The organism is Spongiimicrobium salis (assembly GCF_043678055.1).
GTDB lineage: Bacteria > Bacteroidota > Bacteroidia > Flavobacteriales > Flavobacteriaceae > Spongiimicrobium > Spongiimicrobium salis.
Genome location: NZ_JBHEQA010000003.1, coordinates 121,565 through 145,524 on the forward strand (window position 1 = coordinate 121,565; position 23,960 = coordinate 145,524).

Annotated in this window: 28 protein-coding genes; 18 read left to right on the plus strand and 10 right to left on the minus strand. The window is 39.1% G+C overall.

Features of this window, described 5'->3' with window-relative positions; all coding sequences use genetic code 11:
• The first annotated feature begins 131 nt into the window (after nt 1-131).
• From ACEXOE_RS15390 to ACEXOE_RS15420, 7 genes are all read left to right on the plus strand, one after another.
• A complete protein-coding gene (locus ACEXOE_RS15390) occupies nt 132-683 on the plus strand; it encodes a collagen-like protein (RefSeq protein ID WP_394749726.1) in 552 nt (183 codons plus the stop codon).
• A 136-nt stretch (nt 684-819) separates the two neighbouring features.
• Nucleotides 820-1,326, plus strand: a complete 507-nt coding sequence (msrB, locus tag ACEXOE_RS15395; RefSeq protein ID WP_394749727.1) for a peptide-methionine (R)-S-oxide reductase MsrB — start codon at nt 820-822, stop codon at nt 1,324-1,326.
• 114 nt (nt 1,327-1,440) lie between these two features.
• On the plus strand, nt 1,441-1,842 hold the full coding sequence (gene msrB / locus ACEXOE_RS15400; RefSeq protein WP_394749728.1) for a peptide-methionine (R)-S-oxide reductase MsrB: 402 nt from the start codon (nt 1,441-1,443) through the stop codon (nt 1,840-1,842).
• A gap of 41 nt (nt 1,843-1,883) precedes the next feature.
• Nucleotides 1,884-2,408, plus strand: a complete 525-nt coding sequence (locus ACEXOE_RS15405) for a DUF1572 family protein (RefSeq protein ID WP_394749729.1) — start codon at nt 1,884-1,886, stop codon at nt 2,406-2,408.
• A gap of 159 nt (nt 2,409-2,567) precedes the next feature.
• Complete coding sequence (gene lpdA / locus ACEXOE_RS15410; protein WP_394749730.1) at nt 2,568-3,959, plus strand: dihydrolipoyl dehydrogenase; 1,392 nt, start codon at nt 2,568-2,570, stop codon at nt 3,957-3,959.
• Nucleotides 3,960-3,975: 16 nt separating this feature from the next.
• The gene (locus ACEXOE_RS15415; protein WP_394749731.1) at nt 3,976-4,527 is read left to right on the plus strand and encodes a PepSY-associated TM helix domain-containing protein; all 552 of its coding nucleotides are present in this window, start codon (nt 3,976-3,978) and stop codon (nt 4,525-4,527) included.
• 3 nt (nt 4,528-4,530) lie between these two features.
• The gene (locus tag ACEXOE_RS15420; RefSeq protein ID WP_394749732.1) at nt 4,531-4,815 is read left to right on the plus strand and encodes a DUF3817 domain-containing protein; all 285 of its coding nucleotides are present in this window, start codon (nt 4,531-4,533) and stop codon (nt 4,813-4,815) included.
• Between the two features lie 7 nt (nt 4,816-4,822).
• Here ACEXOE_RS15420 and ACEXOE_RS15425 read toward each other — a convergent pair whose 3' ends face one another.
• The 5 genes from ACEXOE_RS15425 to ACEXOE_RS15445 form a co-directional block, all read right to left on the minus strand.
• The gene (locus ACEXOE_RS15425; protein WP_394749733.1) at nt 4,823-6,013 is read right to left on the minus strand and encodes a PQQ-dependent sugar dehydrogenase; all 1,191 of its coding nucleotides are present in this window, start codon (nt 6,011-6,013) and stop codon (nt 4,823-4,825) included.
• Between the two features lie 99 nt (nt 6,014-6,112).
• Nucleotides 6,113-6,841: a Dph6-related ATP pyrophosphatase gene (locus ACEXOE_RS15430; protein WP_394749734.1), complete on the minus strand. Its 729-nt coding sequence runs from the start codon at nt 6,839-6,841 to the stop codon at nt 6,113-6,115.
• Entirely contained in the window at nt 6,842-7,255 is a 414-nt protein-coding gene (gene aroQ / locus ACEXOE_RS15435) for a type II 3-dehydroquinate dehydratase (protein ID WP_394749735.1), read from the minus strand.
• Between the two features lie 80 nt (nt 7,256-7,335).
• Complete coding sequence (locus ACEXOE_RS15440) at nt 7,336-7,800, minus strand: hypothetical protein (RefSeq protein ID WP_394749736.1); 465 nt, start codon at nt 7,798-7,800, stop codon at nt 7,336-7,338.
• Nucleotides 7,801-7,988: 188 nt separating this feature from the next.
• Nucleotides 7,989-8,480: a hypothetical protein gene (locus ACEXOE_RS15445; RefSeq protein ID WP_394749737.1), complete on the minus strand. Its 492-nt coding sequence runs from the start codon at nt 8,478-8,480 to the stop codon at nt 7,989-7,991.
• A 176-nt stretch (nt 8,481-8,656) separates the two neighbouring features.
• On the opposite strand from ACEXOE_RS15445, the gene xerD reads away from it, so the two are divergent.
• On the plus strand, nt 8,657-9,556 hold the full coding sequence (xerD, locus tag ACEXOE_RS15450) for a site-specific tyrosine recombinase XerD (RefSeq protein WP_394749738.1): 900 nt from the start codon (nt 8,657-8,659) through the stop codon (nt 9,554-9,556).
• 115 nt (nt 9,557-9,671) lie between these two features.
• Nucleotides 9,672-11,369, plus strand: coding sequence for a glycoside hydrolase family 13 protein (locus ACEXOE_RS15455; protein WP_394749739.1), 1,698 nt, complete (start codon nt 9,672-9,674; stop codon nt 11,367-11,369).
• A gap of 4 nt (nt 11,370-11,373) precedes the next feature.
• Here ACEXOE_RS15455 and ACEXOE_RS15460 read toward each other — a convergent pair whose 3' ends face one another.
• Nucleotides 11,374-12,666, minus strand: a complete 1,293-nt coding sequence (locus ACEXOE_RS15460) for an NAD(P)/FAD-dependent oxidoreductase (protein WP_394749740.1) — start codon at nt 12,664-12,666, stop codon at nt 11,374-11,376.
• A 136-nt stretch (nt 12,667-12,802) separates the two neighbouring features.
• On the opposite strand from ACEXOE_RS15460, the gene ACEXOE_RS15465 reads away from it, so the two are divergent.
• From ACEXOE_RS15465 to ACEXOE_RS15475, 3 genes are all read left to right on the plus strand, one after another.
• Complete coding sequence (locus tag ACEXOE_RS15465) at nt 12,803-14,233, plus strand: amidohydrolase (RefSeq protein WP_394749741.1); 1,431 nt, start codon at nt 12,803-12,805, stop codon at nt 14,231-14,233.
• 140 nt (nt 14,234-14,373) lie between these two features.
• Entirely contained in the window at nt 14,374-14,868 is a 495-nt protein-coding gene (locus tag ACEXOE_RS15470; RefSeq protein WP_394749742.1) for an RNA polymerase sigma factor, read from the plus strand.
• A gap of 4 nt (nt 14,869-14,872) precedes the next feature.
• Entirely contained in the window at nt 14,873-15,532 is a 660-nt protein-coding gene (locus ACEXOE_RS15475) for a hypothetical protein (RefSeq protein ID WP_394749743.1), read from the plus strand.
• Nucleotide 15,533: 1 nt separating this feature from the next.
• On the opposite strand, the gene ACEXOE_RS15480 is transcribed toward ACEXOE_RS15475, so the two are convergent.
• Nucleotides 15,534-16,274 (minus strand): lysophospholipid acyltransferase family protein, encoded by a 741-nt coding sequence (locus tag ACEXOE_RS15480; protein ID WP_394749744.1) that lies wholly within the window; start codon nt 16,272-16,274, stop codon nt 15,534-15,536.
• A 108-nt stretch (nt 16,275-16,382) separates the two neighbouring features.
• Nucleotides 16,383-17,024: an NUDIX hydrolase gene (locus ACEXOE_RS15485; protein ID WP_394749745.1), complete on the minus strand. Its 642-nt coding sequence runs from the start codon at nt 17,022-17,024 to the stop codon at nt 16,383-16,385.
• A gap of 31 nt (nt 17,025-17,055) precedes the next feature.
• Between ACEXOE_RS15485 and ACEXOE_RS15490 the strand changes: the two genes are divergently transcribed.
• Entirely contained in the window at nt 17,056-17,787 is a 732-nt protein-coding gene (locus ACEXOE_RS15490) for a peptidylprolyl isomerase (protein WP_394749746.1), read from the plus strand.
• A gap of 40 nt (nt 17,788-17,827) precedes the next feature.
• On the opposite strand, the gene ACEXOE_RS15495 is transcribed toward ACEXOE_RS15490, so the two are convergent.
• Together ACEXOE_RS15495 and ACEXOE_RS15500 are read right to left on the minus strand one after the other, a co-directional pair.
• On the minus strand, nt 17,828-18,436 hold the full coding sequence (locus ACEXOE_RS15495) for a trimeric intracellular cation channel family protein (RefSeq protein WP_394749747.1): 609 nt from the start codon (nt 18,434-18,436) through the stop codon (nt 17,828-17,830).
• Nucleotides 18,437-18,439: 3 nt separating this feature from the next.
• Nucleotides 18,440-19,156, minus strand: a complete 717-nt coding sequence (locus ACEXOE_RS15500) for an RDD family protein (RefSeq protein WP_394749748.1) — start codon at nt 19,154-19,156, stop codon at nt 18,440-18,442.
• Nucleotides 19,157-19,190: 34 nt separating this feature from the next.
• Here ACEXOE_RS15500 and ACEXOE_RS15505 point away from each other — a divergent pair, with 34 nt between their 5' ends.
• The 5 genes from ACEXOE_RS15505 to ACEXOE_RS15525 are packed head-to-tail and all read left to right on the plus strand — an operon-like array spanning nt 19,191 to nt 23,956.
• Complete coding sequence (locus tag ACEXOE_RS15505) at nt 19,191-20,165, plus strand: stage II sporulation protein M (RefSeq protein WP_394749749.1); 975 nt, start codon at nt 19,191-19,193, stop codon at nt 20,163-20,165.
• On the plus strand, nt 20,146-21,030 hold the full coding sequence (locus tag ACEXOE_RS15510) for a hypothetical protein (protein ID WP_394749750.1): 885 nt from the start codon (nt 20,146-20,148) through the stop codon (nt 21,028-21,030). The genes ACEXOE_RS15505 and ACEXOE_RS15510 overlap by 20 nt, the downstream gene beginning before the upstream one ends.
• 44 nt (nt 21,031-21,074) lie before the next feature.
• On the plus strand, nt 21,075-21,773 hold the full coding sequence (locus tag ACEXOE_RS15515; protein ID WP_394749751.1) for a DUF4129 domain-containing protein: 699 nt from the start codon (nt 21,075-21,077) through the stop codon (nt 21,771-21,773).
• Nucleotides 21,766-22,983, plus strand: a complete 1,218-nt coding sequence (locus ACEXOE_RS15520; protein ID WP_394749752.1) for a DUF4350 domain-containing protein — start codon at nt 21,766-21,768, stop codon at nt 22,981-22,983. The genes ACEXOE_RS15515 and ACEXOE_RS15520 overlap by 8 nt, the downstream gene beginning before the upstream one ends.
• Nucleotides 22,973-23,956: an AAA family ATPase gene (locus ACEXOE_RS15525; protein ID WP_394749753.1), complete on the plus strand. Its 984-nt coding sequence runs from the start codon at nt 22,973-22,975 to the stop codon at nt 23,954-23,956. The genes ACEXOE_RS15520 and ACEXOE_RS15525 overlap by 11 nt, the downstream gene beginning before the upstream one ends.
• Nucleotides 23,957-23,960 lie beyond the last annotated feature (4 nt).

Genomic DNA, 23,960 nt, shown 5'->3' on the forward strand with positions numbered 1-23,960 from the left:
GTAATCATAGGTTTACTTATTAATAAGTAAAGTTTTTTTTGTGGAAGTGAAAAACTGGAACGCTTTTTGAAAGTATGCATACAATAAGTCATCATAAACTCGTTTACTAATACAGATTTTAAATTTACAGTATGAAAAAATTAAATTTACTCTTAGGCGCATTTCTAACATTGTTCATTCTTTCATGTGAAGGTCCCGAAGGCCCTCCAGGTTTTGATGGTCTCGATGGAAGGGATGGACAGGATGGTGTCAATGTTACCGGTACCGTAATTGATATTGAAGGGACTTTCGATGCAGGAAACAATTATAGAATATTCTATGAATTCCCCCAAACCATTGAAGTTTTGGAAACCGATGTTGTGTTGGTCTTTCTTCAATTTGACCAGACCAGTGATACTAATGGACAAGCCGTGGACATTTGGAGGCCCTTACCCCAAACCCTGATTGTAAATCAAGGCCTGTTGCAATACAATTTTGAGCACACCTTTTTTGACGTGGATATTTTTCTTGATGCCGATTTTGACTTCGGTTTATTACTACCAGGGGATACAGATAATCAAGTGTTCAGAATTGCCGTTATTCCAGCGGACCAACTTACGGGCAAATTAGACACCTCTAATATCAATGCCGTAATGTCTAATCTTGGAATCAGCGAAAGTGATGTTCAACGTGTAAAGCTTTAAGTATAGGATTTAACATTCGTTCTATCAGTTTTTTTTATAGTAACTATTATTATTTTTAAATAATATGCTGTTGTTTTTGAAAGGTGTAACTTCTAAATACGTCTAAGACAGTAATTTTAATTTAAACGAAAGTAGCATGTTTAGTAGAGTAATTCTTGCCCTTTATATTTTTGTCCTTGCAAGTTGTAAGGGGGTTTCACAAGAAAAAACGGTAGCAATGGAAGAAGAGCCGAAACAAGAAGAAAAGTTTACGGTAGTGAAGACGGATTTGGAATGGCGCCAACAGCTTACCGATATTCAATATAACATCTTAAGAAAAGCAGGTACGGAAAGAGCGTTCACCAGTGATTTGCTCAATAATAAACAGGAAGGCACCTATGTTTGTGCTGGTTGTAATACCGAATTATTCCGAAGCAAAGATAAGTTTGATTCCGGAACGGGATGGCCTAGTTTTGACCAAATTATTGAAGGCAATGTAGCCTTTAGCGTAGATTATAAAATAGGCTATGCACGGACAGAGGAGCATTGTGCCACTTGCGGTGGACATTTAGGCCATGTATTCAACGATGGGCCAAGACAGACTACAGGAGAACGGCATTGCATTAACGGGGCAGCTTTAAAATTCGTTCCCGCAAAAAAATAGAAAACACCCTTTTAAAAGAACATTTTTAATACTCCTAACCATATGAATTCTTGTGCTTGTCACTAAGAATTTATATGGTTATTTTTGTTTATCCCCTTTAAACCCATACGCGATATGAAAAAATACGTTGTAGAAAAGACCGAAGAAGAATGGCAACAACAACTTTCTCAGGAAGAGTTCAGAATTTTGCGAAAAAAGGGTACAGAATATCCCCATACCGGAAAATTTAACCTTCATTTTGAGAAAGGTTGGTATCACTGTAAGGCATGCCATGCCAAGTTATTTACCAGTGAACACAAATTTGAAAGTGGTTGTGGCTGGCCTTCCTTTGATCAAGCTATTGAGGGGGCCATTGAATACGTTAGGGACAATAGTCATGGAATGATACGTACAGAAACCGTATGTGCCAATTGTGGAGGTCACTTAGGTCATGTATTCAATGATGGGCCCCAAGAGACCACAGGACAACGTTACTGCATTAACTCGGCCAGTCTTGGTTTTGATTCGGAAGATTAGCTTCCGGATATCTCGGTTCATTTTATAAAAACTATGCCCTTATGACATATCCTGAACATTTTATCAAAAGTGCGCGTTTTGAATTTAAGCGCTACAAGACACTTGGCGATAAGACTTTCGCCCAACTTTCCGATCAGGATATGCTATGGCAATACCAAGAGTCCAATAGCATTGCGATTATTGTTAAACACATCGTAGGCAATATGTTGAGTAGATGGACCAATTTCCTAACAGAGGATGGAGAAAAATCTTGGCGTAATCGAGAAATGGAATTTAAAGATCCCTACAGGAAGAAAGAAGATTTAGTTGCTGCTTGGGAAGAAGGTTGGCAATGCCTTTTTACTGCCTTGGACAGTATTGATCATAACAATTTTGACACTCCCATCCGTATCCGAACCGAAGAACATTCCATTGTTGAAGCGGTACATCGGCAATTGGCCCATTATGCCAATCATGTGGGGCAAATTGTATTCATAGGTACCATGATAAAGGGTGAAGAATGGAAATCCTTATCTATTCCCAAAGGCGGTTCTGAGGAATTCAACCAAAGGAAAATGAATTCTTGAATCCGCGCTATTACAACTCTTTTTCCCAAATTTCCCTTGCCTCACTTTAGGGAAGAGAATAAGAAGTGGGGTTCTGCATATTTTCCCGTTCCTAATTGAAATTGAGGCTTCCATTTTAAGTTTCATTTCGTACCTTTGCAACTCGAAAAAAATAAATAGATGAGCAATTTTGATATTATTGTTTTGGGGAGTGGCCCCGGAGGTTATGTGACAGCGATAAGAGCATCCCAATTAGGATTTAAAACAGCGATTATAGAAAAGGAAAGCCTTGGGGGCGTCTGCTTAAATTGGGGATGTATCCCTACCAAAGCTTTATTAAAATCTGCTCAGGTTTTTGAATATTTACAACATGCCGGGGACTACGGTCTTAAGGCTGAAGGTGTGGACAAAGATTTTGATGCCGTTGTACAACGCAGCCGTGGTGTTGCTGATGGAATGAGCAAAGGCGTTCAATTTTTAATGAAAAAGAACAAAATCGAAGTAATCAACGGTTTTGGAAAGTTAAAATCCGGAAAGAAAGTAGCGGTAACGGATGCGGAGGGAAATACTACAGACTATAGTGCATCCCATATCATCATTGCCACCGGTGCACGAAGCAGGGAATTGCCGAGTTTGCCGCAAGATGGCAAAAAAGTAATCGGGTATCGGGAAGCGATGACCTTGGAGACACAACCTAAGAAGATGATTGTTGTAGGTAGTGGTGCCATTGGGATAGAATTTGCCTATTTCTACAATGCCATGGGGACCGAAGTTACGGTTGTAGAGTACCTGCCCAAAATAGTTCCGGTTGAGGATGCAGATGTTTCCAAACAATTGGAACGCAGCTTTAAAAAGACGGGGATAAAAATAAAAACTTCCGCAGAAGTGACGCATGTTGATACTTCTGGAGAAGGTGTTAAAACTACCGTTAAAACCGCCAAAGGTGAGGAAGTACTGGAAGCAGATATTGTACTTTCTGCTGTGGGCATCAAAACAAACATAGAAAATATTGGTTTGGAAGACGTAGGTATCGCTACCGATCGTGATAAAATATTGGTAAACGATTATTATCAAACCAATATCCCAGGTTATTATGCTATTGGGGATGTTACCCCAGGGCAGGCTTTAGCGCACGTTGCCTCTGCAGAAGGAATCCTTTGTGTAGAAAAAATAGCGGGAATGCATGTGGAAGCCCTAGATTACGGAAATATTCCCGGATGTACCTATTGCAGTCCCGAAATTGCCTCTGTAGGACTTACAGAAGAGCAGGCCAAGGAAAAAGGTTATGAGATCAAAGTAGGGAAATTTCCTTTCTCTGCCAGTGGAAAAGCAAAAGCTTCTGGAGCTGCAGATGGTTTTGTAAAAGTAATTTTTGATGCCAAATACGGAGAATGGTTGGGTTGTCATATGATCGGTGCGGGGGTTACCGATATGATCGCTGAAGCTGTAGTAGCCCGAAAACTGGAAACTACAGGTCATGAAATCCTTAAAGCGGTTCATCCACATCCAACCATGAGTGAAGCGGTTATGGAGGCCGTTGCCGATGCTTATGATGAGGTAATCCATTTATAGGAGATAATCCAGATATATGAAATTTACCCAAAGAAACATCCATCGGGATGTGGCTTACTTTTATATCGGATTGATCATTTCATTCTCTTTTTCGGGGATATTACTGAATCATAGACGAAGTTGGAACCCGGGAAATTACACCTATGATGCCAAAGAGGTGCAAATACCATTGCCAACAGAGGTAAAACACCTGGATGATGCTGCTTATATCAAGGATTTTTCAAAGAATTGGGATTTGGCAGAGGCCTATGACGGACATCGACTTCGAGGAGATGAATTACGGGTATACTTTGAGGATAATATAATTCTGGATGTGGATACCAATACCGGAAAAGGACTTTTGGAATACAAACGCAAGACCCCGATTATCAATCAAACTATTTTTCTTCATAAAAACACCAATAGCTTCTGGATATGGTATTCCGATGTTTTTGGGATAGCTATGCTGACCATTGCCATCACGGGCATGTTCATCACCAAAGGAAAAAATAGTTTTAAGAAACGGGGTTGGAAACTGGCCTTGGCCGGAATACTCGTTCCCCTAGTGGTTCTAATTTTATTTGGTTAAATTATGTTGAAAATATTTCGATTAACAGCTGTTCTTGAGGGAGTTTCCTATCTATTGCTTTTTGGCTTGGGCATGCCGCTTAAATATCTTGGGGATATTCCGGAACCCAATATTTACATTGGGTATGCGCATGGATTTCTATTTATTGCCTACGTGGTATTGGCCATTGTCTTCTGTATGGAAAAGAAATGGGGTTTAAAGCGCTTTATAATCTTGTTCATTGCTTCTTTATTACCGTTTGGAACCTTCTATATCGATAAAAAATACTTAAAACCTTTGGCAACATAAGCCCTCTTTAATTTTCAACAAATTTTAGAATGGTGCCATTGAAGCTACAGAGGTAGAGTTCATTGTTTGCATCGGTTCCAAAAGAGGAAATATTTTCATTGGTATCCATTAAAAGGGTATTGGTTCCTGCTTCATTTCCGTTAATACCCAGTGACCATATACGGCCAGATACAAAATCGGCATAGATATATTGCCCTTCCAGACTGGGAACGTTGGTTCCGCGGTATACATAACCTCCCGTTACGGATCGATCACCGCTTTCTTGTCCATATTCAAATACAGGCGGGGTCAGCCCGCTAGCATCACAGCTCGTCGCACTAAAACAATCTCTTCCTTCCAGGATATTCCAACCATAATTATTCCCATTTTCAATACGATTGATTTCTTCCGTCGCGTTCTGCCCTACATCGGCAGCCCATAAATCTCCCGTGACCGTATCAAAACTCATTCTCCAGGGGTTGCGCAATCCATAGGCATAAATTTCATTTCTAAAGTTTAAGTTTCCGGCATAAGGATTATCTGTAGGAATCCCATAAGTATTCCCATTCTCCGTACGGTCTATATCTATACGAAGAATATTTCCCAGTAAATTGCCTCTGTTCTGGGCATTTCCTTGTGGATCACCACCAGAACCACCATCACCTAGCGCAATATAAAGAAGGTTATCTGGCCCAAAAGCCAATTGTCCTGCATTATGATTTCCAAAAGGTTGCGGAATGCGCAGCAGCACCAATTCCGAATCTGGATCAATACGATCAGGGCTTCCGGTCATCAGCTGAAAACGAGAAATTACCGTAACAGGTCCTGAAGCGGTATAATTGACATAGATATAGCCATTGGATGCAAATTGAGGGTGAAATGCTAGGCCCAACAATCCCATTTCACTCGCAGAATCATCAACCCTATTTCTAATATCCAAGAAGGACTCGGATTGCGAAACGCTTTCATCATTTAAAAACCATAGAATTCGCCCTGCTTGTTCCACTACAAAAAGACGATTACTATCATCATTGGGGCTTTGAAAATCCACTGGCCTATCAAACCTAAGGTTCCCAAAAGCATTGACCAAAGTTAAACTTGGCGGTGAATCCATAGGATCTGTGCCGTCTTCTTGGAAAGGTGTATTGGTATCGCTTTTTCCACAGCCAATCAGCATTAAAAAGACCATTACAAAAGAAGGCTTCATCATTATTTTCATAGCAAGAATTTAGATGTTGTTATAATGATAACTCTTTTCTTAATGAAAACCCTATTGAAATAGTGTTAAAATTCCTATTTTATGTACTGTCTCTTGTATTTAGCCCTTCTTCGGTAGCAGGTCGCAATACCAAAAAGAAGTATCCCAAGAAGCATCTTTGGAAAAGCAATCGTCATCATCATTTCCAGATGGCGTATATCCTCGTTGCACTTTTTCGCCAATATCAAAGGGAATTGGTCGTGAAAAGATAGGGCCGTCAAAAACAAAGGTATGGAACTCGCCATTTTCCCCACATACATCAACATTTGCCGGTAAATCCTTTATAAAATCATGATCTAGGACACGCCCACAAAAAGAATCATCCAAATATTTGGCATTCGTACAAACCGTTATGGCCTTAAATCCTAAGTCCAAAAACTCTTCCAATAGCACTCTGGTATCTCGTTTCCACAAGGGAAAAACTCCCTTTACGCCAACTTCTGCCAATTTCTCCTCCCGATATTTTTTCAGATCTTCCAAAAAAATATCTCCGAAGATACCGTATTCATAACCTTCATTGGTCAAGGCAGACATTACTTCTTTCATTTTCGCATCATAGGCTTTCATACTAATATCACCACTTAGCGAAATCTTAAAAAGTGGCAATCCCAAAGCTTCTGCTTGTTGCTCCAATAAAGCAGTACGCAATCCATGCATGGACACCCGATCATAATCTCCATTAACGGTGGTAACCAGTTTGGAAACCTCATAAATTCCCTCATTTAAAACTTTAAACAAGGCCAGACTAGAATCTTTTCCAGTACTCCAATTAAAATACGTTTTTCTCACTTATAGGAAGCTTTGTATGGCCAGATCATAACTTTGGAGACCAAAACCTAGGATAACTCCTTTGGCTCCTGAAGAGATATAGGAATGATGTCTAAAATCTTCCCTTTTAAAAGTATTGGAGATATGAACTTCCACCACAGGGGTTTCAATGGCTTTGACCGCATCGCCAATACCTACCGAAGTATGTGTATAGGCCGCGGCATTGAGAACAATACCATCATAGGAAAAGCCTACCTCTTGCAGTTTATCTATTAGTTCCCCTTCAATATTCGATTGAAAATAATCCAATTGCAAGCCCTCGAACTTTGATTTCAATTGGGACAAATAATCCATAAAAGTAGTACTCCCATATACCTCTGGCTCTCGTTTCCCCAATAAATTAAGGTTTGGGCCATTAATAATCATTAATTTCATGATTCAAAATTAGCAAATTGTGGCGCATAAAAAAAGACAGAAGAAAACTCCTGCCTTTTAGCCGTATTATTTAATGTCCTTTAGTCAAATACATATCTGACACCTAAACCAAAGGAGCCTACTTCATTCTGCAGATCTCCCAATCCTATCAGAGGCCTCCAATCAAAAGAAAGCGCCAAAGGAACATTATTGATCTTATAATCCAAACCTGCTACGGGGCGCAAGGCCAGTTCTGTGCCAATACCGTCGCCAAAGAAGAACAGGGAAGGACCAACACCGACGAACCATTGCAAGCCTTCTGCTCCCGTAAATGCCTGGTGATACTCGTAAAGCCCTGTCAATCCGGTAACATTGGATTCAAATGTAAGTTCTGCTTGTACCGCGTGATTTCCATCAAAAAAATACTTTACACTTGGTCCTACAAAAGTAAAATCAGAGCCAAAATCTATGCCTAAACCTCCAGCAAAAGTATAGGTAGATTGGGCACTGAGCTTCATTATTCCAAATAGAGCCAAGACTACAATAAAAGAAACTAATTTTTTCATGTTTGTTGTTTAATGATTAAAAATTGATTGCACAAAGTTATTTGTTTGCACTTACTTATGTACGTAATCCATGAAAAAAAAGTCGTCCTTTTTCACGCTGCCATCAAAATTTTTCTAAACGCATAAGGTAGTCGCCTTAATATCAGTTTTTTAGGAAATACCCCCTACTACCCTATAGGTAAAGCTTGTTAGAATTTAAATCCTGACCGGATATTGAAGATGCTACCGGAGCCGATATCCAGCGCTCTGTTAAAGGTGGAAATTCTAGTGTTAAATTGGGCTTCCAAAAAAATATTCTCCTTAACATCGTATCCAAAACCACTTTTAAAATCAAGACTCGTTAGAATACGACGATCCAAATCTATATTTAAGGAAGGACCTCCCAAAACATAGAATTTATCGGAAACATAAAATTTGGCAAGGACTGGAAAACTGGTAATTCCCCTTAGGACATTAAGCTGTTCATATTGTCCTTGTAGCTGTATATTGAACCTATCTGTTAATTTAATCTCATATAAAACTTCGGATAGATATATAGAGTTTCCTACTCGATCAAAAAAGCCCTGACCCAAGGGGAATTCCTGTATCCGTGAAGCCTTTCCCAAGTTTTTGTCATTGTATTGACCATAAAAAGCCGTACAACTAAGCAAGAATACCAAAAAGCAATTCCATTTTTTCATACAAGGCAAGGGTTAGTCTTTGTTTCTTAAATTAAGTACATTTCAGCAAAATCGTCTATTTTCTTTATGAATTGTGATAAATTTAACCTGACCGGAGCCCTTAAATGAGGGGCTTTTCTTCTTTTCATGAGTCAAAAAGAATTTGAGTATTCCCAAAATAAGGATATTTTTAGCCTATGGATTGGAAAAGGGCCTTACAGGATTTTCAGTATTATCTCCAAATAGAACGAGGATTATCGGCCAATTCCATACAAAATTATGCGCTGGATATTGAAAAACTGATTTCGTACTTAGAGCAGCATCAACTCTCCGAAAGTCCCCTTAAAATTGATAAAGCAACTTTGCAACAATTTATCTATGAAATTGCAAAAGACGTAAATCCGCGTTCTCAAGCAAGAATAATTTCTGGTTTAAAAAGCTTCTTCAATTTTTTGTTGTTTGAGGATTATCGAAAAGACAATCCTATGGATTTGATCAGTTCTCCAAAAATTGGACGAAAATTACCAGATACCTTATCCGAAACAGAAATTGATGCCCTAATCAAAGCTATTGACCTTTCCAAAGCTGAAGGGGAACGAAATAGAGCCATGTTGGAAACACTCTACGGCTGCGGTTTGCGGGTATCCGAACTTATTGGACTTAAAATTTCCGATCTTTTTTTTGAAGAAGATTTTATCAAAGTTACCGGAAAAGGCGATAAGCAGCGCTTTGTTCCCATTGGCGCATTAAATAAGAAATATATTGAATTGTATCGAAAAGAAATTCGGGTTCACCTTAAGATTCAAAAAGGGTTTGAAGATATTCTTTTTTTAAATCGAAGAGGCAAACAGCTGACCAGGGCGATGATTTTCACCATTATCAAGCAATTGGCGGAAAAAATCAATTTAAAAAAGAACATTAGTCCGCATACATTTCGACATTCCTTTGCCACGCATCTTTTAAAAAATGGAGCCGATTTAAGGGCCATACAAATGATGCTGGGACATGAAAGTATTACCACAACGGAAATCTATATGCATGTGGACCGTTCTCAACTCACGGAGGTGTTGAATAGATATCACCCCAGAAACGAATAATATTCAAAAAAAACCTTTCAAAGAATAAATTTCAATAATAATTGACTTTGTTGTTCCAGCAGTCTTTTTCTTCGCACATAAAATAATATATTTACCCTTTCAATTCTAAAGTACTATGAAAGACCGTATGATACGCAAATGGTGGAAAGAAGGTGTTGTTTATCAAATTTATCCCAGAAGCTTTCAGGATTCCAATGGTGATGGTGTTGGAGATCTCAATGGCATTATAGCCCGATTGGATTATATAAAATCCCTAGGTGTAGACATTATATGGTTAAATCCAGTGTATTCTTCCCCGAATGACGATAACGGATATGATATCAGTGATTATGTAGGCATTATGGAAGAATTTGGTACCATGGACGATTTTGATCGTCTGTTAAAAGGGATGAAGGAAAGGGGATTGAAATTGGTTATGGATTTGGTTGTAAATCACAGTAGTGATGAACATCAATGGTTTATAGAATCCAAAAAATCACGTGAAAGTCCATATCGCGATTATTACCATTGGTGGCCTGCGGAGAAAGGAACACCTCCAAAGCGCTGGAGTTATTTTGATATAGAGAGTAATGCATGGAAATACGATGCCACTACAGATGCGTACTACCTGCACTATTTTTCTGTAAAACAACCCGATTTAAAGTGGGAAAATCCCAAGTTGAGGGAAGAGGTCTATAACAGCATGAAATTCTGGTTCAACAAAGGAGTGGATGGCTTTAGAATGGATGTTATTCCGTTTATTTCAAAAGATATCAGCTATCCAGAACTTCCAGAAAAATATGAGGGGAATTTTGTTCCCTTCTATGCCAATGGCCCTAGATTGCATGAGTATCTACATGAAATGAATACGGAAGTATTGAGCAAATACGATGTAATGACTGTGGGGGAAGCACCTGGCATAGGAATTGATCAAGCTTTGGATTTTGTTGATGAAGATCGTAAGGAATTGGATATGTTTTTCCATTTTGACCTTATGGCCCTAGACCGGGAACAAGACGAAGTATTTCTCATGGCAAAAACACCCTGGAAACTCACCGAATTCAAAAAGATACATTCCGACTGGGATGCAGCTTTTGCAAAAAAAGGCTGGGGAAGTATGTTTTTGTCCAATCACGATTTCCCGCGAAGTGTGAGCCGATGGGGAAATGATTCCAAAGAGCACTGGCATCACTCGGCTACAATGCTGCAGACCTTTTTATTAAGCATGCGAGGCACTCCCTATTTCTATTATGGAGAGGAAATTGGCATGACCAATATCCGATTTGACCGTATCGATAAATATAGAGATATCAATACTTTAAATCGCTATGAACTGGCCAAGGGCAATGGGGAAGATTTAGATGACTTTATTGAAAATGAGAAAGACGCCAGTCGGGATAACGCTCGTACTCCCATGCAATGGGATACTAGCCCCCAAAGTGGTTTTTCCACTGCCGAACCTTGGTTGAGCATCAATGAAAATTATGCTTCCGGGGTGAATGTCGCCGATCAGGAAAATGACAAAGATTCTGTATTAAATTACTTTAGGGACATGGTACAACTGCGGAAAGACCATTTGGCCTTAGTCTATGGTGCTTATACACTCCTGTTAAAAGAGAGTGAAACAGTCTATGCCTATACCCGAACCTTAAACGAAAATCAATACTTGGTGTTATTAAGTTTCTCTACGGAGGCAACGACGGTTCAGTTGGAGGAATTGGAATATAGCAGGGCAGAGTTGTTGATTTCCAATGACACTAATGCTAAAACCACTACCGATACAGCGTTCCATTTAGCACCGTATCAAGCTGTGATATATCGTTTACACAAGTAAGCGACTAGGATTCAAAACGCCTGTAATCCTTTTTATACGGACGAATGATCAATCGGGCCTCGCGGTCAAAACGAATGTAATTGTAGACCCAATTCACAAAGACCACTACCCTATTTCGAAAACCAATTAAAAAGAATAGGTGTACAAACATCCAGACAAACCAGGCGAAAACGCCTTGGAATTTTACATTGGGCAAATCTACCACTGCCTTATTCCTTCCCACAGTGGCCATGCTCCCTTTGTCCTTGTAAGTGAATGGTTTTAAGGGTTTATCGGCTAATAAGCGCACGAGGTTTTCCCCTAAGTTTTTCCCTTGTTGAATGGCAGGTTGGGCCATCATTGGATGTCCATAGGGGTACTCCTCACTTTGCATACAGGCAATATCGCCTATCGCAAAAATATCCTCAAAGCCATCTACTTGGTTAAATTGGTTGACTTTTAGTCGGTTTCCGCAAATCAATAGATCGGCTGCATCCACTCCTTGAATGGCCGCCCCTTTTACTCCTGCTGCCCATACCAAAGTAGCCGTTTCAAAACTTACATCGGTATCCGTGCTTACTTTTTTCCCATCATAGTCGCTCACTCGAATATCCTTCCATATTTGAACCCCCAGATTTTCCAGAAAATCCTCAGCTTTTTGCGAAGCTTTTTCACTCATTGCCTTCAAAATACGATCCCCAGATTGCACCAAATTGATCTGGGCTCTCCTTGTATCCAAATCGGGATAATCCTTGGGAAGAATTCCTTTTTTGATTTCGGCCAGTGCCCCGGCCAATTCTACACCTGTGGGGCCTCCTCCCACAATCACAAAATTCATTAAGGCATCCCGTTCATGGATATCATCCGTAAGGAGTGCCTGTTCAAAATTCTCTAGAATAAGACTTCTTAGGTTTAACGATTGGGGTATGGTCTTCATGGCCATACTATGTTTCTCTATTCCTTTGTTTCCAAAGAAGTTGGTTTCTGAACCCGTAGCCAATATCAGGTAATCATAGCTCAACTCTCCAATATCAGTGATTAATTTTTTTTCTTTGGTCTGTATTTCTTCCACATTAGTCAAACGAAAAAAGAAATTGGGATAATCTTTTAATATTTTTCGAATAGGGTAAGCAATAGAGTCCGGTTCTAGTCCTCCTGTAGAAACTTGATACAATAAGGGTTGAAAATTGTGGTAATTATGCTTGTCCAAAAGTACTACTTGGACTTCTTTCTTACTGAGTTTCTTAGCTAGGGAAATCCCTGCAAAACCACCTCCTATGATAACTATTCTTGGAAAATTGGACTTTGGTATATTCATATCGTTATTCGTATTCCAAAATTACGCATTCGTTGGCATCCTTCATAGAAGAATCTGCTGTTTTTAGTATATTTAGCCTTGGAGTCCAGCACATTATTGCCACGGAACCCAATTACCTATAAACCCAGATAATATCATGAAAAAAATAGTATTGATTGTCTTTTTTTTAACCGCTGCATTCCCTTTTTCCCTATTCGGTCAAAAAAGCAGTACCGAAATCCTCAACAGTTTAGATAAAAAGGGCACTTTTTATGGCACTATAGCTCAAAATATATGGGGCTATGCCGAAATGGGCTATCAGGAGGAAAAAAGCAGCGCCCTCTTGCAAAAAACCTTGGGAGATGCTGGTTTTAAGATTAAAACAGGCGTTGCAGGTATTCCTACAGCGTTTATTGCCGAATATGGAAGTGGTTTTCCTGTAATCGCCATTTTAGGGGAATATGATGCTTTACCTGGGCTATCCCAACAGGCGGTACCCGAAAAAAAATCGGCCAATGCCGCCGCCGGTCATGCCTGCGGCCATCATCTCTTTGGCACAGCTTCCACTGCAGCTGCGATTAGTGTAAAGGAGTGGATAGAAAAAAATAAGATCAAGGGTACCATTCGATTTTATGGCTGCCCTGCGGAAGAAGGAGGTTCTGGCAAGGTATATATGACTAGGGAAGGCCTTTTTAATGATGTTGATGCCGTATTGCATTGGCATCCCGGTTCCAGTAATGCAGCCAGTGCAGGTGCTGCTTTGGCCAATAAATCGGCTAAATTTCGTTTTTATGGAGTTTCCGCTCACGCTGCAGGCTCCCCGGAGAAAGGGCGTTCTGCTTTGGATGGTGTAGAGGCTATGAATATGATGGTCAATATGATGCGGGAGCATATACCGGAGCAATCACGTATACATTATGTTATTACCAGCGGGGGAAAAGCGCCTAATGTTGTTCCCGACTTTGCCGAAGTATATTATTACGCACGTCACAACAGTCGTGAAGTGGTCATAGATATCTTTGATCGTATGGTCAAGGCCGCTGAAGGTGCTGCTCTGGGCACAGGCACCACCATGGATTATGAAATGATTGGAGGAACGCATGAATTGCTTCCAAACCTTACTTTACAAAAAATAATGCACGAAAAGTTATCCCTTGTAGGCGGACTTGAATATACCGCTGATGAAAAGGTTTTTGCCGATAAGATCGCTCAAAGTTTAGGGTATGCCGAAGTTCATAGTGCCACGGCAAAGAACGTTCAGCCGTATCGCACCGAAGCAAAGGCCTATGGTTCTACAGATGTAGGCGACGTAAGTTTTGTGGTGCCCACCGTTGGGATGAGCGCTGCAACCTGGATTCCCGGAACTCCAGCCCATAGTTGGCAGGCTGTTGCTGCAGGAGGCACTTCCATTGGGAATAAAGGCATGATGATCGCCGCAAAAACTTTGAGTCTCACGGCAGCCTCCCTTTTTGAAAACACCAAAGTCCTCGCCAAAGCCAAAGCTGAACTGGTAGAACGTCGCGGACCTGATTTTAGGTATACGCCTTTATTGGGAAATCGACCTCCGGCACTGGATTATAGAAAGTAAAAGCAATACTACAGAAGCAAGTATATATTTTTCTTTTTTGATACTCAGAATACTAGCGATAAAAAGTGCCTTTTTTTTAAAATTCCTGTAACAAAAGTAAGAGAACATCTACTAATATATTAAACCACCTAATCCAACTAGTGAATAAAGAACTGGAACATCGTTTTGTGACGGAACTTGAGAGCAATCAGAATATTGTTCACAAAGTCTGTAGTTTATATACCAATCATAGGGATGCACACAATGATTTGTTTCAGGAGATAACCATTCAATTGTGGAAGGCCTACCCAAAATTTCGCGGGGAGTCCAAATTTAGCACTTGGATGTATCGGGTGGCTTTGAATACGGCTATAACTTTATATCGAAAATCAAAAAGGAGCGTTCCAACGCAAGATTATGATTCCGTCATTTATAAAATTAAGGCCGATGAATACGATGAGACACAAGAGCAACAATTGAAACTGATGTACAAGGCAGTAAAACAATTGGGAGATATAGATAAAGCCCTGGTTTTTCTATATCTCGAAGACAAAGATTATAGTGAGATTTCAGAGACCCTGGGGATTACGGAAGTAAATGCAAGGGTGAAAATGAATCGAATAAAGAATAAATTGCGAACCATACTTAATCCATAAGGATATGATGGATGAATTAGAATTATTAAAAAAAGACTGGCAGAAAAAAGAAGAACAGCTTCCTAAACTGTCTTATGATGAAATCTATCAGATGACCTGGCAGAAATCTTCTACCATTGTCAAAAAGATTTTTTATATCAGTATTGTGGAGCTTCTTTTTTGGATCATCCTCAATACGATTCCTTTTTTCTCCCAATCCTATAAGGACAAGTTTGGTCAATTAAAATCGGAATCCGGAGAGATGCTGTTTATTGTCCTTTCTTCCAGTTTAACCTATATTGTGCTCTCTATTTTCATCTATTACCTCTATAAATCCTATAAAGCAATTTCTGTTGTAGATAACGTAAAATCCTTGATGGAAAGCATTCTGCGTACCCGGAAGATCATTCGTTATTATGTGGGGTATAATCTTGTTATGGCCTTTATTATTGCTCTGGTCACTTTTTATATGCTCATTACGCAAGATGAAAAGGTCATTGCCATGTTGGGCACCTTGGAAGGAGATATGTCCTCCTTTAAAATGTGGTTATTCATTGGGCTATTCGCTCTATTGGGTGTGGTAATAATGCTTGCCTTTATATGGGGATTCTATAGACTTATCTATGGAATTTTATTAAAGAAGTTAAAACGCAACTACAACGAACTGAAACGCTTGGAAATCTAAATCAGCTCGTCTTCCACTTGCGTTGCTTGTTCTCTTCTTCAAAAGCCAATAAATCTTTTTTAGAAATTACTTTGAGGAAAGAAGGGTGTTGCTCAATGGCATACTCTAGTTTTTCAATGATAGATTCAAAAGATTCGTTTTCATAGTCAATATCCAAAGGCTCTTTGATGACCATGGACTGTAATATTCCCTTCTTCTTGATACGCAACCCCTTTTTATCAAAAGACCTGCGGAAGCCATCAATGACTACGGGCACTACAACAGGTTTGAATTTTTTTATGATATGGGCCGTTCCTTTTCGCAAAGGTTTCCAAGGTTTTGTTGTTCCCTGGGGAAAGGTAACCACCCAGCCATCGTTAAGTGCTGTTCCAATATTGGAAATATCACTCATCTTTACCTGGCGCTTTACATCTTTTCCATCGGCTCGCCATGTACGTTCAATACTTATAGAACCTGCATAGGCCAGGATTTTAGTCAGCAAGCTCTTTTTCATAGTTTCAGCTGCTGCCACATAATACATATTCATTTTAGGTTGCCAGATATATCCAATATTTTTAATGCTGTCTTCCCTACCACTGAGGCTAGCATTAAACACATGAAACATGGCCACCACATCGGCAAAATACGTCTGATGATTACTGACGAACAAAACATTTTTATCTGGTAAGTTTCGGATAATATCGGACCCTTCTATTTCTAATTTATTAAATCCTTTATAGCGTTGGTGCGTAATGACTGCCATAATCCGGATAAGCCATTTCTTCAAAAAAAGGATATGTCCAAAAGGGTTCTTCTTGAGCAAATGTTGTATTCTTTGGTTAATATCCAATAAAATTACAAAATATACTTCTTATAGAACCTGTTTCAGGAGGTCTTTAACTTCACTTAACATCATTGCGGTAGCTCCCCAAACTACGTAACCATTTAGTTTAAAAGCAGGTACGCTAATATTTCCAGCATAGGAAGTCAAGCGTTTTTCACCAACAATATTCTCATCATTCATAAAATCCAACAAAGGCACTTCTATAAGTGTCTCTACTTCGGATTCCTGAATCTTAAACGGAACATCCATATGATAGTACCCCATATACGGCTGTACTTCAAAATTACTGGGCGGAATGTACACCTGTGTTAATTGGCATACGGTCTTCACAGCTTCCACGGGTACTCCAACTTCTTCATAGGTTTCCCGCAAGGCAGTTTCCAATAAATCCATGTCTTGATCTTCTACCTTCCCTCCTGGAAATCCTACCTGATTGGAATGAACGCCTTGATAGGTTTTTCTTAAAATGAGGAGAAGATGGGTTTCATTGTCCTGCTTAGGATAGAACAAAGCCATAACGGCTGCTTTTTTAGCATTCTCCTTTTTAGCTCTAATTGATTTTAACTCTTTAATTCGGAGTTCAGGGGCCATTTTAAAGTGGGAAGTCTCGCCTGGAAGTGGAAGATTATTTATTTTTGATAGTTGATGTATAAAATCATCAAAATTCACAGATTTACGTTTTAAGGTTAATTGAAAGTTTATGAATGATCGTCCTATGACTTCTAGCCACTTTTTCTATGGTACAATAATACTACTATTTTTTTTAGGTGCCTGTAAAGATACCCCGCCAAGCAGCTCCACCATTCAAAAAGAAGAAGTCGTTAAAAAAGATAGTATCCCCTTGGATTCCATTCTTCCAAAAAAAGAAGAAGTTGTCGAAGAATTCAAGTTAACCGAAGAGAATGCCATCGATTTTTTCTTTGATTACAATAAGACCATAACCGAAAATAAGGTAAAGCTCACCACCAGTTTTGGGGAGTTTACCATTCAACTCTATAACAATGTCCCCTATCACAGAGCAAATTTCATTTATCTGACCAAACAAGGGTATTTTGACAATACCTATTTTCATCGTGTCGTTAAAAATTTTATCATTCAAGGAGGAAATGCCGATAATAAGGAAACTTCTATGAAAAGAAGAAAAATAGGTCGATACCTCCTTCCTCCGGATACCAGAAAAGGGCATAAACACCACAGGGGTACGATCTCTATGCCCAGCAGTGAAAATGACAATCCCCATAAATTGGCTTCTCCTTACGAATTCTTTATTGTGGTTACCAAACCGGGTTCCTATCATTTAGATGGAGATTACACTCCGTTCGGCAGGGTAATCTCAGGGATGGACGTCGTGGATAAAATCAATGCGCAACCCGTAGGTAGGGGAGATTGGCCGTCGCAAAATATTTATATTTTCAAAGCCGAAGCCTTCTAAAAAAAATTCTCTTCCTAAACTGCGCCGATCCTGAACTGGGCTACTTGGAGCGATAAATATTGGGCAAAGCGATCTTATAGCGTACAGCAATGATTCTTAGGCTTATGATTAAAAGTATGGCAATGGCATAGGCATAGGTATCTGCAAAGGGCAATTTTTGCAATACAAAATAAGCGGCGCCTCCTAAAATGCAGACGGTTGCATAAATCTCTTTCCGAAAAATCACAGGAATTTCATTGCACAAAATATCACGGATCACCCCTCCAAAACTAGCCGTAATGGTTCCCAAGGCAATACACATTACAGGTATTAAATCTGCGGCCACGCCTTTTTCCACTCCTACTAAGGTATACAATCCAAGGCCTATGGTGTCAAACAAAAAAAGGGATTTTCTAAAATATTTGAGTTTCGCCTGAAATACAATGGCAAAAAGCACACTGCCAAAGATCGTAAACATATAAACTGGCTCCTGAAGCCACACTACCGGGGTGTTGCCTATAAGTATATCCCGAAGCGTTCCACCTCCTACTGCTGTTACAAAAGCTACAATGAAAACGCCAAAAAGGTCTAGTTTTTTATCCATGGCGACGAGCACTCCGGAAATGGAGAACGCAATAGTTCCTAAAATATCGATGACAAAATAAAACATTGGCTATAATTGTTGGGTATAGTAATTATAGTCTTTCACAATGACATCTACAAAATCAATAGGATTTAAATCGGTACTAATAGAAGTCACTTTTTTGATTTGATCGCTCAAAGAAATAATGATATTATGGTCTCCTTTTCGTTTGGCTGAATCATAGAGCTCCTTAATCGTTTGCATTTCCCTGTCCTTGAACATCGTAACTTGTGGAAATTTGGGCACATAGTCCTGCGGTAAATCGCGTAACAAGGTATTTTCCAAGGTAATTTTCTTTTTTTCGCTGATTACCGTGGTACCTGCAGCAATATCCCCCACGCGTTGTCCATTTCCTCTGATTAAAATGGTTAAAACGGCCACACCTCCAGAAGTTAAGGCAACATCGAAAATACGCAATATCCAACGAATAAAATAACTGGCAAAATTAGGTTTGGATCCATCTAGTTTTACGACCCGTAAGGACATTAGACTTTTACCAACCGTTTTGCCATTGGTAAAGGTTTCCATTAATACGTAATACAGAAAAGCAGGAAGGTTCAACAAAAGATAGAGTGCCCACATATCCGCAAAATCAATTTCCAAAAAAGCTAAAAGTAAAATGGTCAAAATGATGTATACCACAATCACAAAACTATCAATAATATAAGCCAACATCCTGTCGCCAAGGTGCGCTGCATTTTGATTGATGGTTATATTTTGAGCGGTTTCTATTTGAAATTGATCCATATTTTACGTTCTTTGGGTATAAACCCCAAGGTTAATGCGTGAAGCTGCTTTTGTAAAACAAAATAAAGACAAATGGTCTACTTTTGAAAGTGTTCTTTCAAAGAATACGGAAATAAGACCAAATCAGTTGTCGGATCTCTATATTGAAATCACCGATCATCTGAGTTATGCAAAAACCTTTTATCCCAAAAGCAATACCGAATTCTATCTAAACTCCCTGGCATCGCAGGCACATCAAAAAATCTATAAAACCAAACGCGAATCCAAGAATCGTATTGTATCTTTTTGGAAAACGGAATTCCCTAGCATGTTCTATCAGCATCAGCGCGAATTGCTGATTGCTTTCCTGGTTTTCACTTTTTTTGTAGCCGTTGGAGCATTTTCTGCCGCCAATGAAGGGGATTTTGTCCGATCTATTCTCGGAGATAGTTATGTAAATATGACCTTGGACAATATTGCCAATAACGACCCTATGGCGGTGTACAAGGAACAAGGGGAGTTCAACATGTTTTTAGGAATCACCATCAATAATATTAGAGTGGCCATTATTGCCTATGGTTACGGTATCTTAGCTGGAATTGGTTCCCTTTTTGTCATGATGCAGAATGGCATCATGTTGGGGAGTTTTCAGTATTTCTTTTATGAGCAGGGGTTGTTTTGGGAATCCGTACGTACCATATGGATTCATGGGACTATAGAAATTTCTGTAATCATTATCGCTGGTTGTGCCGGATTGGTGCTTGGTAATGGCATTGTTTTTCCAGGAACCTATACGCGTTTGGAATCCTTTAAAAGAGGGGTGCTCAACGGTTTAAAAATTTTGATTAGTACCATTCCCTTTTTTGTTGTTGCAGGCTTTTTGGAAGGTTTTGTAACACGGCATACGGAAATGCCAGATTGGTTGGCTATTTTTATTATTACCAGCTCCCTTGCATTGATTATCTTTTATTACATTATATATCCACACCAACTTCATAGAAAACCACAACATGACGGAGAATTACATTGAGTTTAAAAAACAACGGGAACTAGGAGAAATCATCTCGGATACTTTTGCCTTTATTCGCGTACAATTCAAACCTTTTTTTAAAGCTTTCTTTACTATTGTTGGCCCCTATTTGTTGGCTATGCTCATTTGTTTGAGCTTTTATCTATATATCATAGGAGATCAATTTAACTTTATTGATGCTCAATATTCAGATAGCGTTCCCAATTTGTTTATGGTCTTTCTTGTAGCGCTCCTCTATATCATATCCATAGTTGCAGTATATACCATATCGCAGTCTACGGTACTTCACTATATTAAATCCTATGCCGCTTCCAACGGCCAGGTAGACATGAATGAAGTGCGGCGCAACGTCTATAAATCGTTTTGGAGTTTCATTGGTTTGGGCATCTTGGTAGGCTTATCTGTAGGTGTGGGACTTTTATTTTGTCTTATTCCCGGTATCTATTTGTATGTACCCTTATCGTTGGCTTTTAGTATTCTGGTATTTACCAATAAAGATGTCATGGATAGCTATAGCTATAGTTTTACCTTGGTGAAGGATGAATGGTGGATGACTTTTGCTGCCTTATTTGTGGTGGGAATTATTGTTACCGTGGCGTCCTATGCTTTTGCTTTACCTGCATCTATCTATAGTTTGGTCAGCACAGGAATATCTTCTGGGGAAATAGATATTGAATCCTTCTCGAATCCCACGGCCGACCCTATTCAAATTTTACTACAAATCGTTTCCACGGTAGCGCAGTTTATGCTCAATTTGATTACTATTGTTGCAGGCTGCCTAATTTACTTCAATCTCAATGAGAAAAAGAATTTTACAGGGACTTATGAGCGTATTAAAAATTTAGGAAGCACTACCGATCAATAAAAATGTATAAAATACTTCTTTGTTTCTTATTTTTTAACCTACCTATGGCATGGGCAAATATCCCTCAGGATTCCACTGGGGTGCGTTATGATGATGCTCCCATAACCTTACAGGAAATCAATGAAGAAGATCTTAGCGCCTATAGGGACGATCCCAAATTTGATTATGAACCGGTACAACATGAAGATTCCCTTTGGAATGATATCAAGAATTGGTTTCTGAACCTTCTTGCCGAATTCTTTCAATGGTTGTTTGGTGTAGAGGAAGCTGCCGGTGCCTTGGCAATATTTCTGCGTATTATCCCCTATGTGCTTTTGGGGCTTTTAATTTATCTGTTGATTCGTTTTTTCATAAAAGCCAATTCCAGGGCAATGCTTCATTCCCAAAAAAACCAGAGTGTCGTTGGCATGTCCGAAGAAGAAAATATCATCAAAAATGAAAATATCCATGAGCTCATTAAAAATGCCATTGCCGCCGGAGATTACCGGTTAGCCATACGCTATTATTACTTATCTATTTTAAAATTGATGAGCCATAAAGAATACATTGCGTGGGAGATGCAAAAAACCAATGATGACTATATCAAGGAATTAAAAGAAACGGATTTTAAGCAATCTTTTGCCAGAATCACCCATCTTTATGATTACATCTGGTACGGAAGTTTCGCTATTGACGAATCCAAATTTCGAAAAGCGGAAATCGCTTTTTCCGAATTGCAAAAAGCTATCGATAATCATGGGTAAACGAGGACTTATATATATCATCTTGGGAAGTATCGCCATTGGGGGGATATTGCTTATGGAATACACCAAACCCAAGAAAATTAATTGGTTTCCTTCCTTTGCTTCCCACCACAAAATCCCTTTTGGGACCTATGTATTCAATCAGTTGATCGAAAAAAAATTCGATGAACGTGTAAGACAGGTCAGCAGACCTCCTTACGAGTTTTTAAATAATTCAGAGGATATCCGGGGAACCTATATCTTTATTAATCAATCTGTTCAATTTGGTGATGCCGAATTGCAGTCGTTATTGGATTGGACTTCAAAAGGCAATACCCTATTCATTGCATCGGAAGGTTTTGAAGAGAATTTTATGGATGCCCTAGGCACAGATACGCGTATACTCTATGGGGATGATGGCATTGCCCACAATTATGTACACCAGTTGGTGCACCCGGAATTGAACCCAAATAGATCCTACTCCTTTGAAAAGGATTACAGCGTTACATATTTTAGTGAAATAGACACTGCAAAAACAACTATTCTAGGGGTTGTAGATAGCCAGCCTAAAGACAGTTTGGTCACTAAAACACACTACAACGGTATAGAACAAGAATATGGAGAAGGCAAAATTATCCTATCTACTTTTCCCAAGGCATTTACAAATTACTTTATCCTTAAGGAGGATAATAAAGATTATACTGCCGGACTTCTCTCTTATGTGGAGAATTCTGGAACCATTTATATGGATAATTATTACAAAGCAGGAAAAAGCTTTTACAGCTCGCCCATGTATATTTTTCTAAATAACAGAGAGTTAAAATGGGCCTATTATATGGCACTGATCGGGGTAGTTTTTTATGTGATTTTTGAGGGAAAACGCAAGCAGCGTGCTATTCCTGTGGTAAAGCCATTAAAAAACCAGACGTTGGCCTTTAGTAGAACTATAGCCGATATGTATTTTGAAAAAGGGGAACAAAAAGAAATCGCGGATTTTAAAATTGAATATTTTTTGGAGTTCATCCGTTCGCGATTTTACCTAAGCACGGTACATATTGATCAACGCTTTTATCAGAATCTGGCCTCACGAAGCAATCATTCCGTGGAAGAGATAGAAACCCTATTTTCTTTTCTTATTAGCATAAAGAACAGTAAACAAGTGAGTGACGCCAATCTAAAAAAACTAAATACTTTCATCGAAAAATTTAAAGCGAAAGCCAATGGAAAATAATGATATAAATTTTGATAATAGAATCCCACTCGAAGAATTAAAACAGGCGGTATCGGGAATAAAATCAGAATTGGCCAAAGTAATCATTGGTCAGGAAAATTTTATAGAACTGCTCATTGTCTCTCTTCTTGTAGATGGACATGTACTTATTGAAGGTGTCCCTGGAGTGGCCAAAACAATAACGGCAAAATTATTTTCCAAAACCTTAAAAACCGATTTTGGCCGGATTCAATTTACCCCGGACCTTATGCCAAGTGATATTCTGGGAACTTCCATTTTTAATTTGAAGACTTCGGAATTTGAATTTAAAAAAGGTCCTATATTTTCTAATATTATCCTTATTGATGAAATTAACAGAGCGCCCGCTAAAACCCAAGCAGCCTTGTTTGAAACTATGGAGGAGACGCAAGCTACTATTGACGGTACAACCTACCAAATGGGGGTTCCATTCATGGTTTTGGCCACACAAAATCCAATAGAACAAGAAGGTACCTATGCACTTCCGGAAGCACAATTGGATCGTTTTCTCTTTAAAATAAAAGTAGACTACCCTTCTTTGGAAGAAGAAATACAGATCATACAAACGCATCATGAAAGGAGGGGGCAAAAGCCGCAACAGATGGTAGATAGTATCCTGACACCAGAAAAACTGGACTTTTATAAGCAAAAAATCCAGGCCATCATTGTAGAGGAAAAAATCGTGCGATACATTGCCGAAGTTATCGCAAAAACAAGAAATCATCCGCATCTTTATTTAGGGGGCTCCCCAAGAGCATCCATTGCAACTTTAAATGCCTCAAAAGCATATGCAGCAATTCATGGACGCGATTTTGTAATCCCTGAAGATGTAAAAAAAGTATTGAATCCGGTCTTGAATCATAGGGTTATCTTAACTCCAGAACGTGAAATGGAAGGAATGACCACCGAAAGTGTGATCAACATGATTATGGAATCTGTTGAAATCCCAAGATAAAAGC

Excerpts from the sequence above, each read along its gene's own strand:
- ACEXOE_RS15490 (WP_394749746.1), top strand. The coding sequence starts at position 17,056 with ATGAATGATCGTCCTATGACTTCTAGCCACTTTTTCTATGGTACAATA.
- ACEXOE_RS15500 (WP_394749748.1), bottom strand. The coding sequence starts at position 19,156 with ATGGATCAATTTCAAATAGAAACCGCTCAAAATATAACCATCAATCAA.
- ACEXOE_RS15515 (WP_394749751.1), top strand. The coding sequence starts at position 21,075 with ATGGCATGGGCAAATATCCCTCAGGATTCCACTGGGGTGCGTTATGAT.
- ACEXOE_RS15465 (WP_394749741.1), top strand. The coding sequence starts at position 12,803 with ATGAAAAAAATAGTATTGATTGTCTTTTTTTTAACCGCTGCATTCCCT.
- ACEXOE_RS15405 (WP_394749729.1), top strand. The coding sequence starts at position 1,884 with ATGACATATCCTGAACATTTTATCAAAAGTGCGCGTTTTGAATTTAAG.
- ACEXOE_RS15390 (WP_394749726.1), top strand. The coding sequence starts at position 132 with ATGAAAAAATTAAATTTACTCTTAGGCGCATTTCTAACATTGTTCATT.
- ACEXOE_RS15525 (WP_394749753.1), top strand. The coding sequence starts at position 22,973 with ATGGAAAATAATGATATAAATTTTGATAATAGAATCCCACTCGAAGAA.
- ACEXOE_RS15425 (WP_394749733.1), bottom strand. The coding sequence starts at position 6,013 with ATGAAAATAATGATGAAGCCTTCTTTTGTAATGGTCTTTTTAATGCTG.
- ACEXOE_RS15475 (WP_394749743.1), top strand. The coding sequence starts at position 14,873 with ATGATGGATGAATTAGAATTATTAAAAAAAGACTGGCAGAAAAAAGAA.
- ACEXOE_RS15480 (WP_394749744.1), bottom strand. The coding sequence starts at position 16,274 with ATGGCAGTCATTACGCACCAACGCTATAAAGGATTTAATAAATTAGAA.
- xerD (WP_394749738.1), top strand. The coding sequence starts at position 8,657 with ATGGATTGGAAAAGGGCCTTACAGGATTTTCAGTATTATCTCCAAATA.
- ACEXOE_RS15455 (WP_394749739.1), top strand. The coding sequence starts at position 9,672 with ATGAAAGACCGTATGATACGCAAATGGTGGAAAGAAGGTGTTGTTTAT.
- aroQ (WP_394749735.1), bottom strand. The coding sequence starts at position 7,255 with ATGAAATTAATGATTATTAATGGCCCAAACCTTAATTTATTGGGGAAA.
- ACEXOE_RS15520 (WP_394749752.1), top strand. The coding sequence starts at position 21,766 with ATGGGTAAACGAGGACTTATATATATCATCTTGGGAAGTATCGCCATT.
- msrB (WP_394749727.1), top strand. The coding sequence starts at position 820 with ATGTTTAGTAGAGTAATTCTTGCCCTTTATATTTTTGTCCTTGCAAGT.
- ACEXOE_RS15495 (WP_394749747.1), bottom strand. The coding sequence starts at position 18,436 with ATGTTTTATTTTGTCATCGATATTTTAGGAACTATTGCGTTCTCCATT.
- ACEXOE_RS15510 (WP_394749750.1), top strand. The coding sequence starts at position 20,146 with ATGACGGAGAATTACATTGAGTTTAAAAAACAACGGGAACTAGGAGAA.
- ACEXOE_RS15505 (WP_394749749.1), top strand. The coding sequence starts at position 19,191 with ATGCGTGAAGCTGCTTTTGTAAAACAAAATAAAGACAAATGGTCTACT.
- ACEXOE_RS15420 (WP_394749732.1), top strand. The coding sequence starts at position 4,531 with ATGTTGAAAATATTTCGATTAACAGCTGTTCTTGAGGGAGTTTCCTAT.
- msrB (WP_394749728.1), top strand. The coding sequence starts at position 1,441 with ATGAAAAAATACGTTGTAGAAAAGACCGAAGAAGAATGGCAACAACAA.
- ACEXOE_RS15445 (WP_394749737.1), bottom strand. The coding sequence starts at position 8,480 with ATGAAAAAATGGAATTGCTTTTTGGTATTCTTGCTTAGTTGTACGGCT.
- lpdA (WP_394749730.1), top strand. The coding sequence starts at position 2,568 with ATGAGCAATTTTGATATTATTGTTTTGGGGAGTGGCCCCGGAGGTTAT.
- ACEXOE_RS15440 (WP_394749736.1), bottom strand. The coding sequence starts at position 7,800 with ATGAAAAAATTAGTTTCTTTTATTGTAGTCTTGGCTCTATTTGGAATA.
- ACEXOE_RS15415 (WP_394749731.1), top strand. The coding sequence starts at position 3,976 with ATGAAATTTACCCAAAGAAACATCCATCGGGATGTGGCTTACTTTTAT.
- ACEXOE_RS15460 (WP_394749740.1), bottom strand. The coding sequence starts at position 12,666 with ATGAATATACCAAAGTCCAATTTTCCAAGAATAGTTATCATAGGAGGT.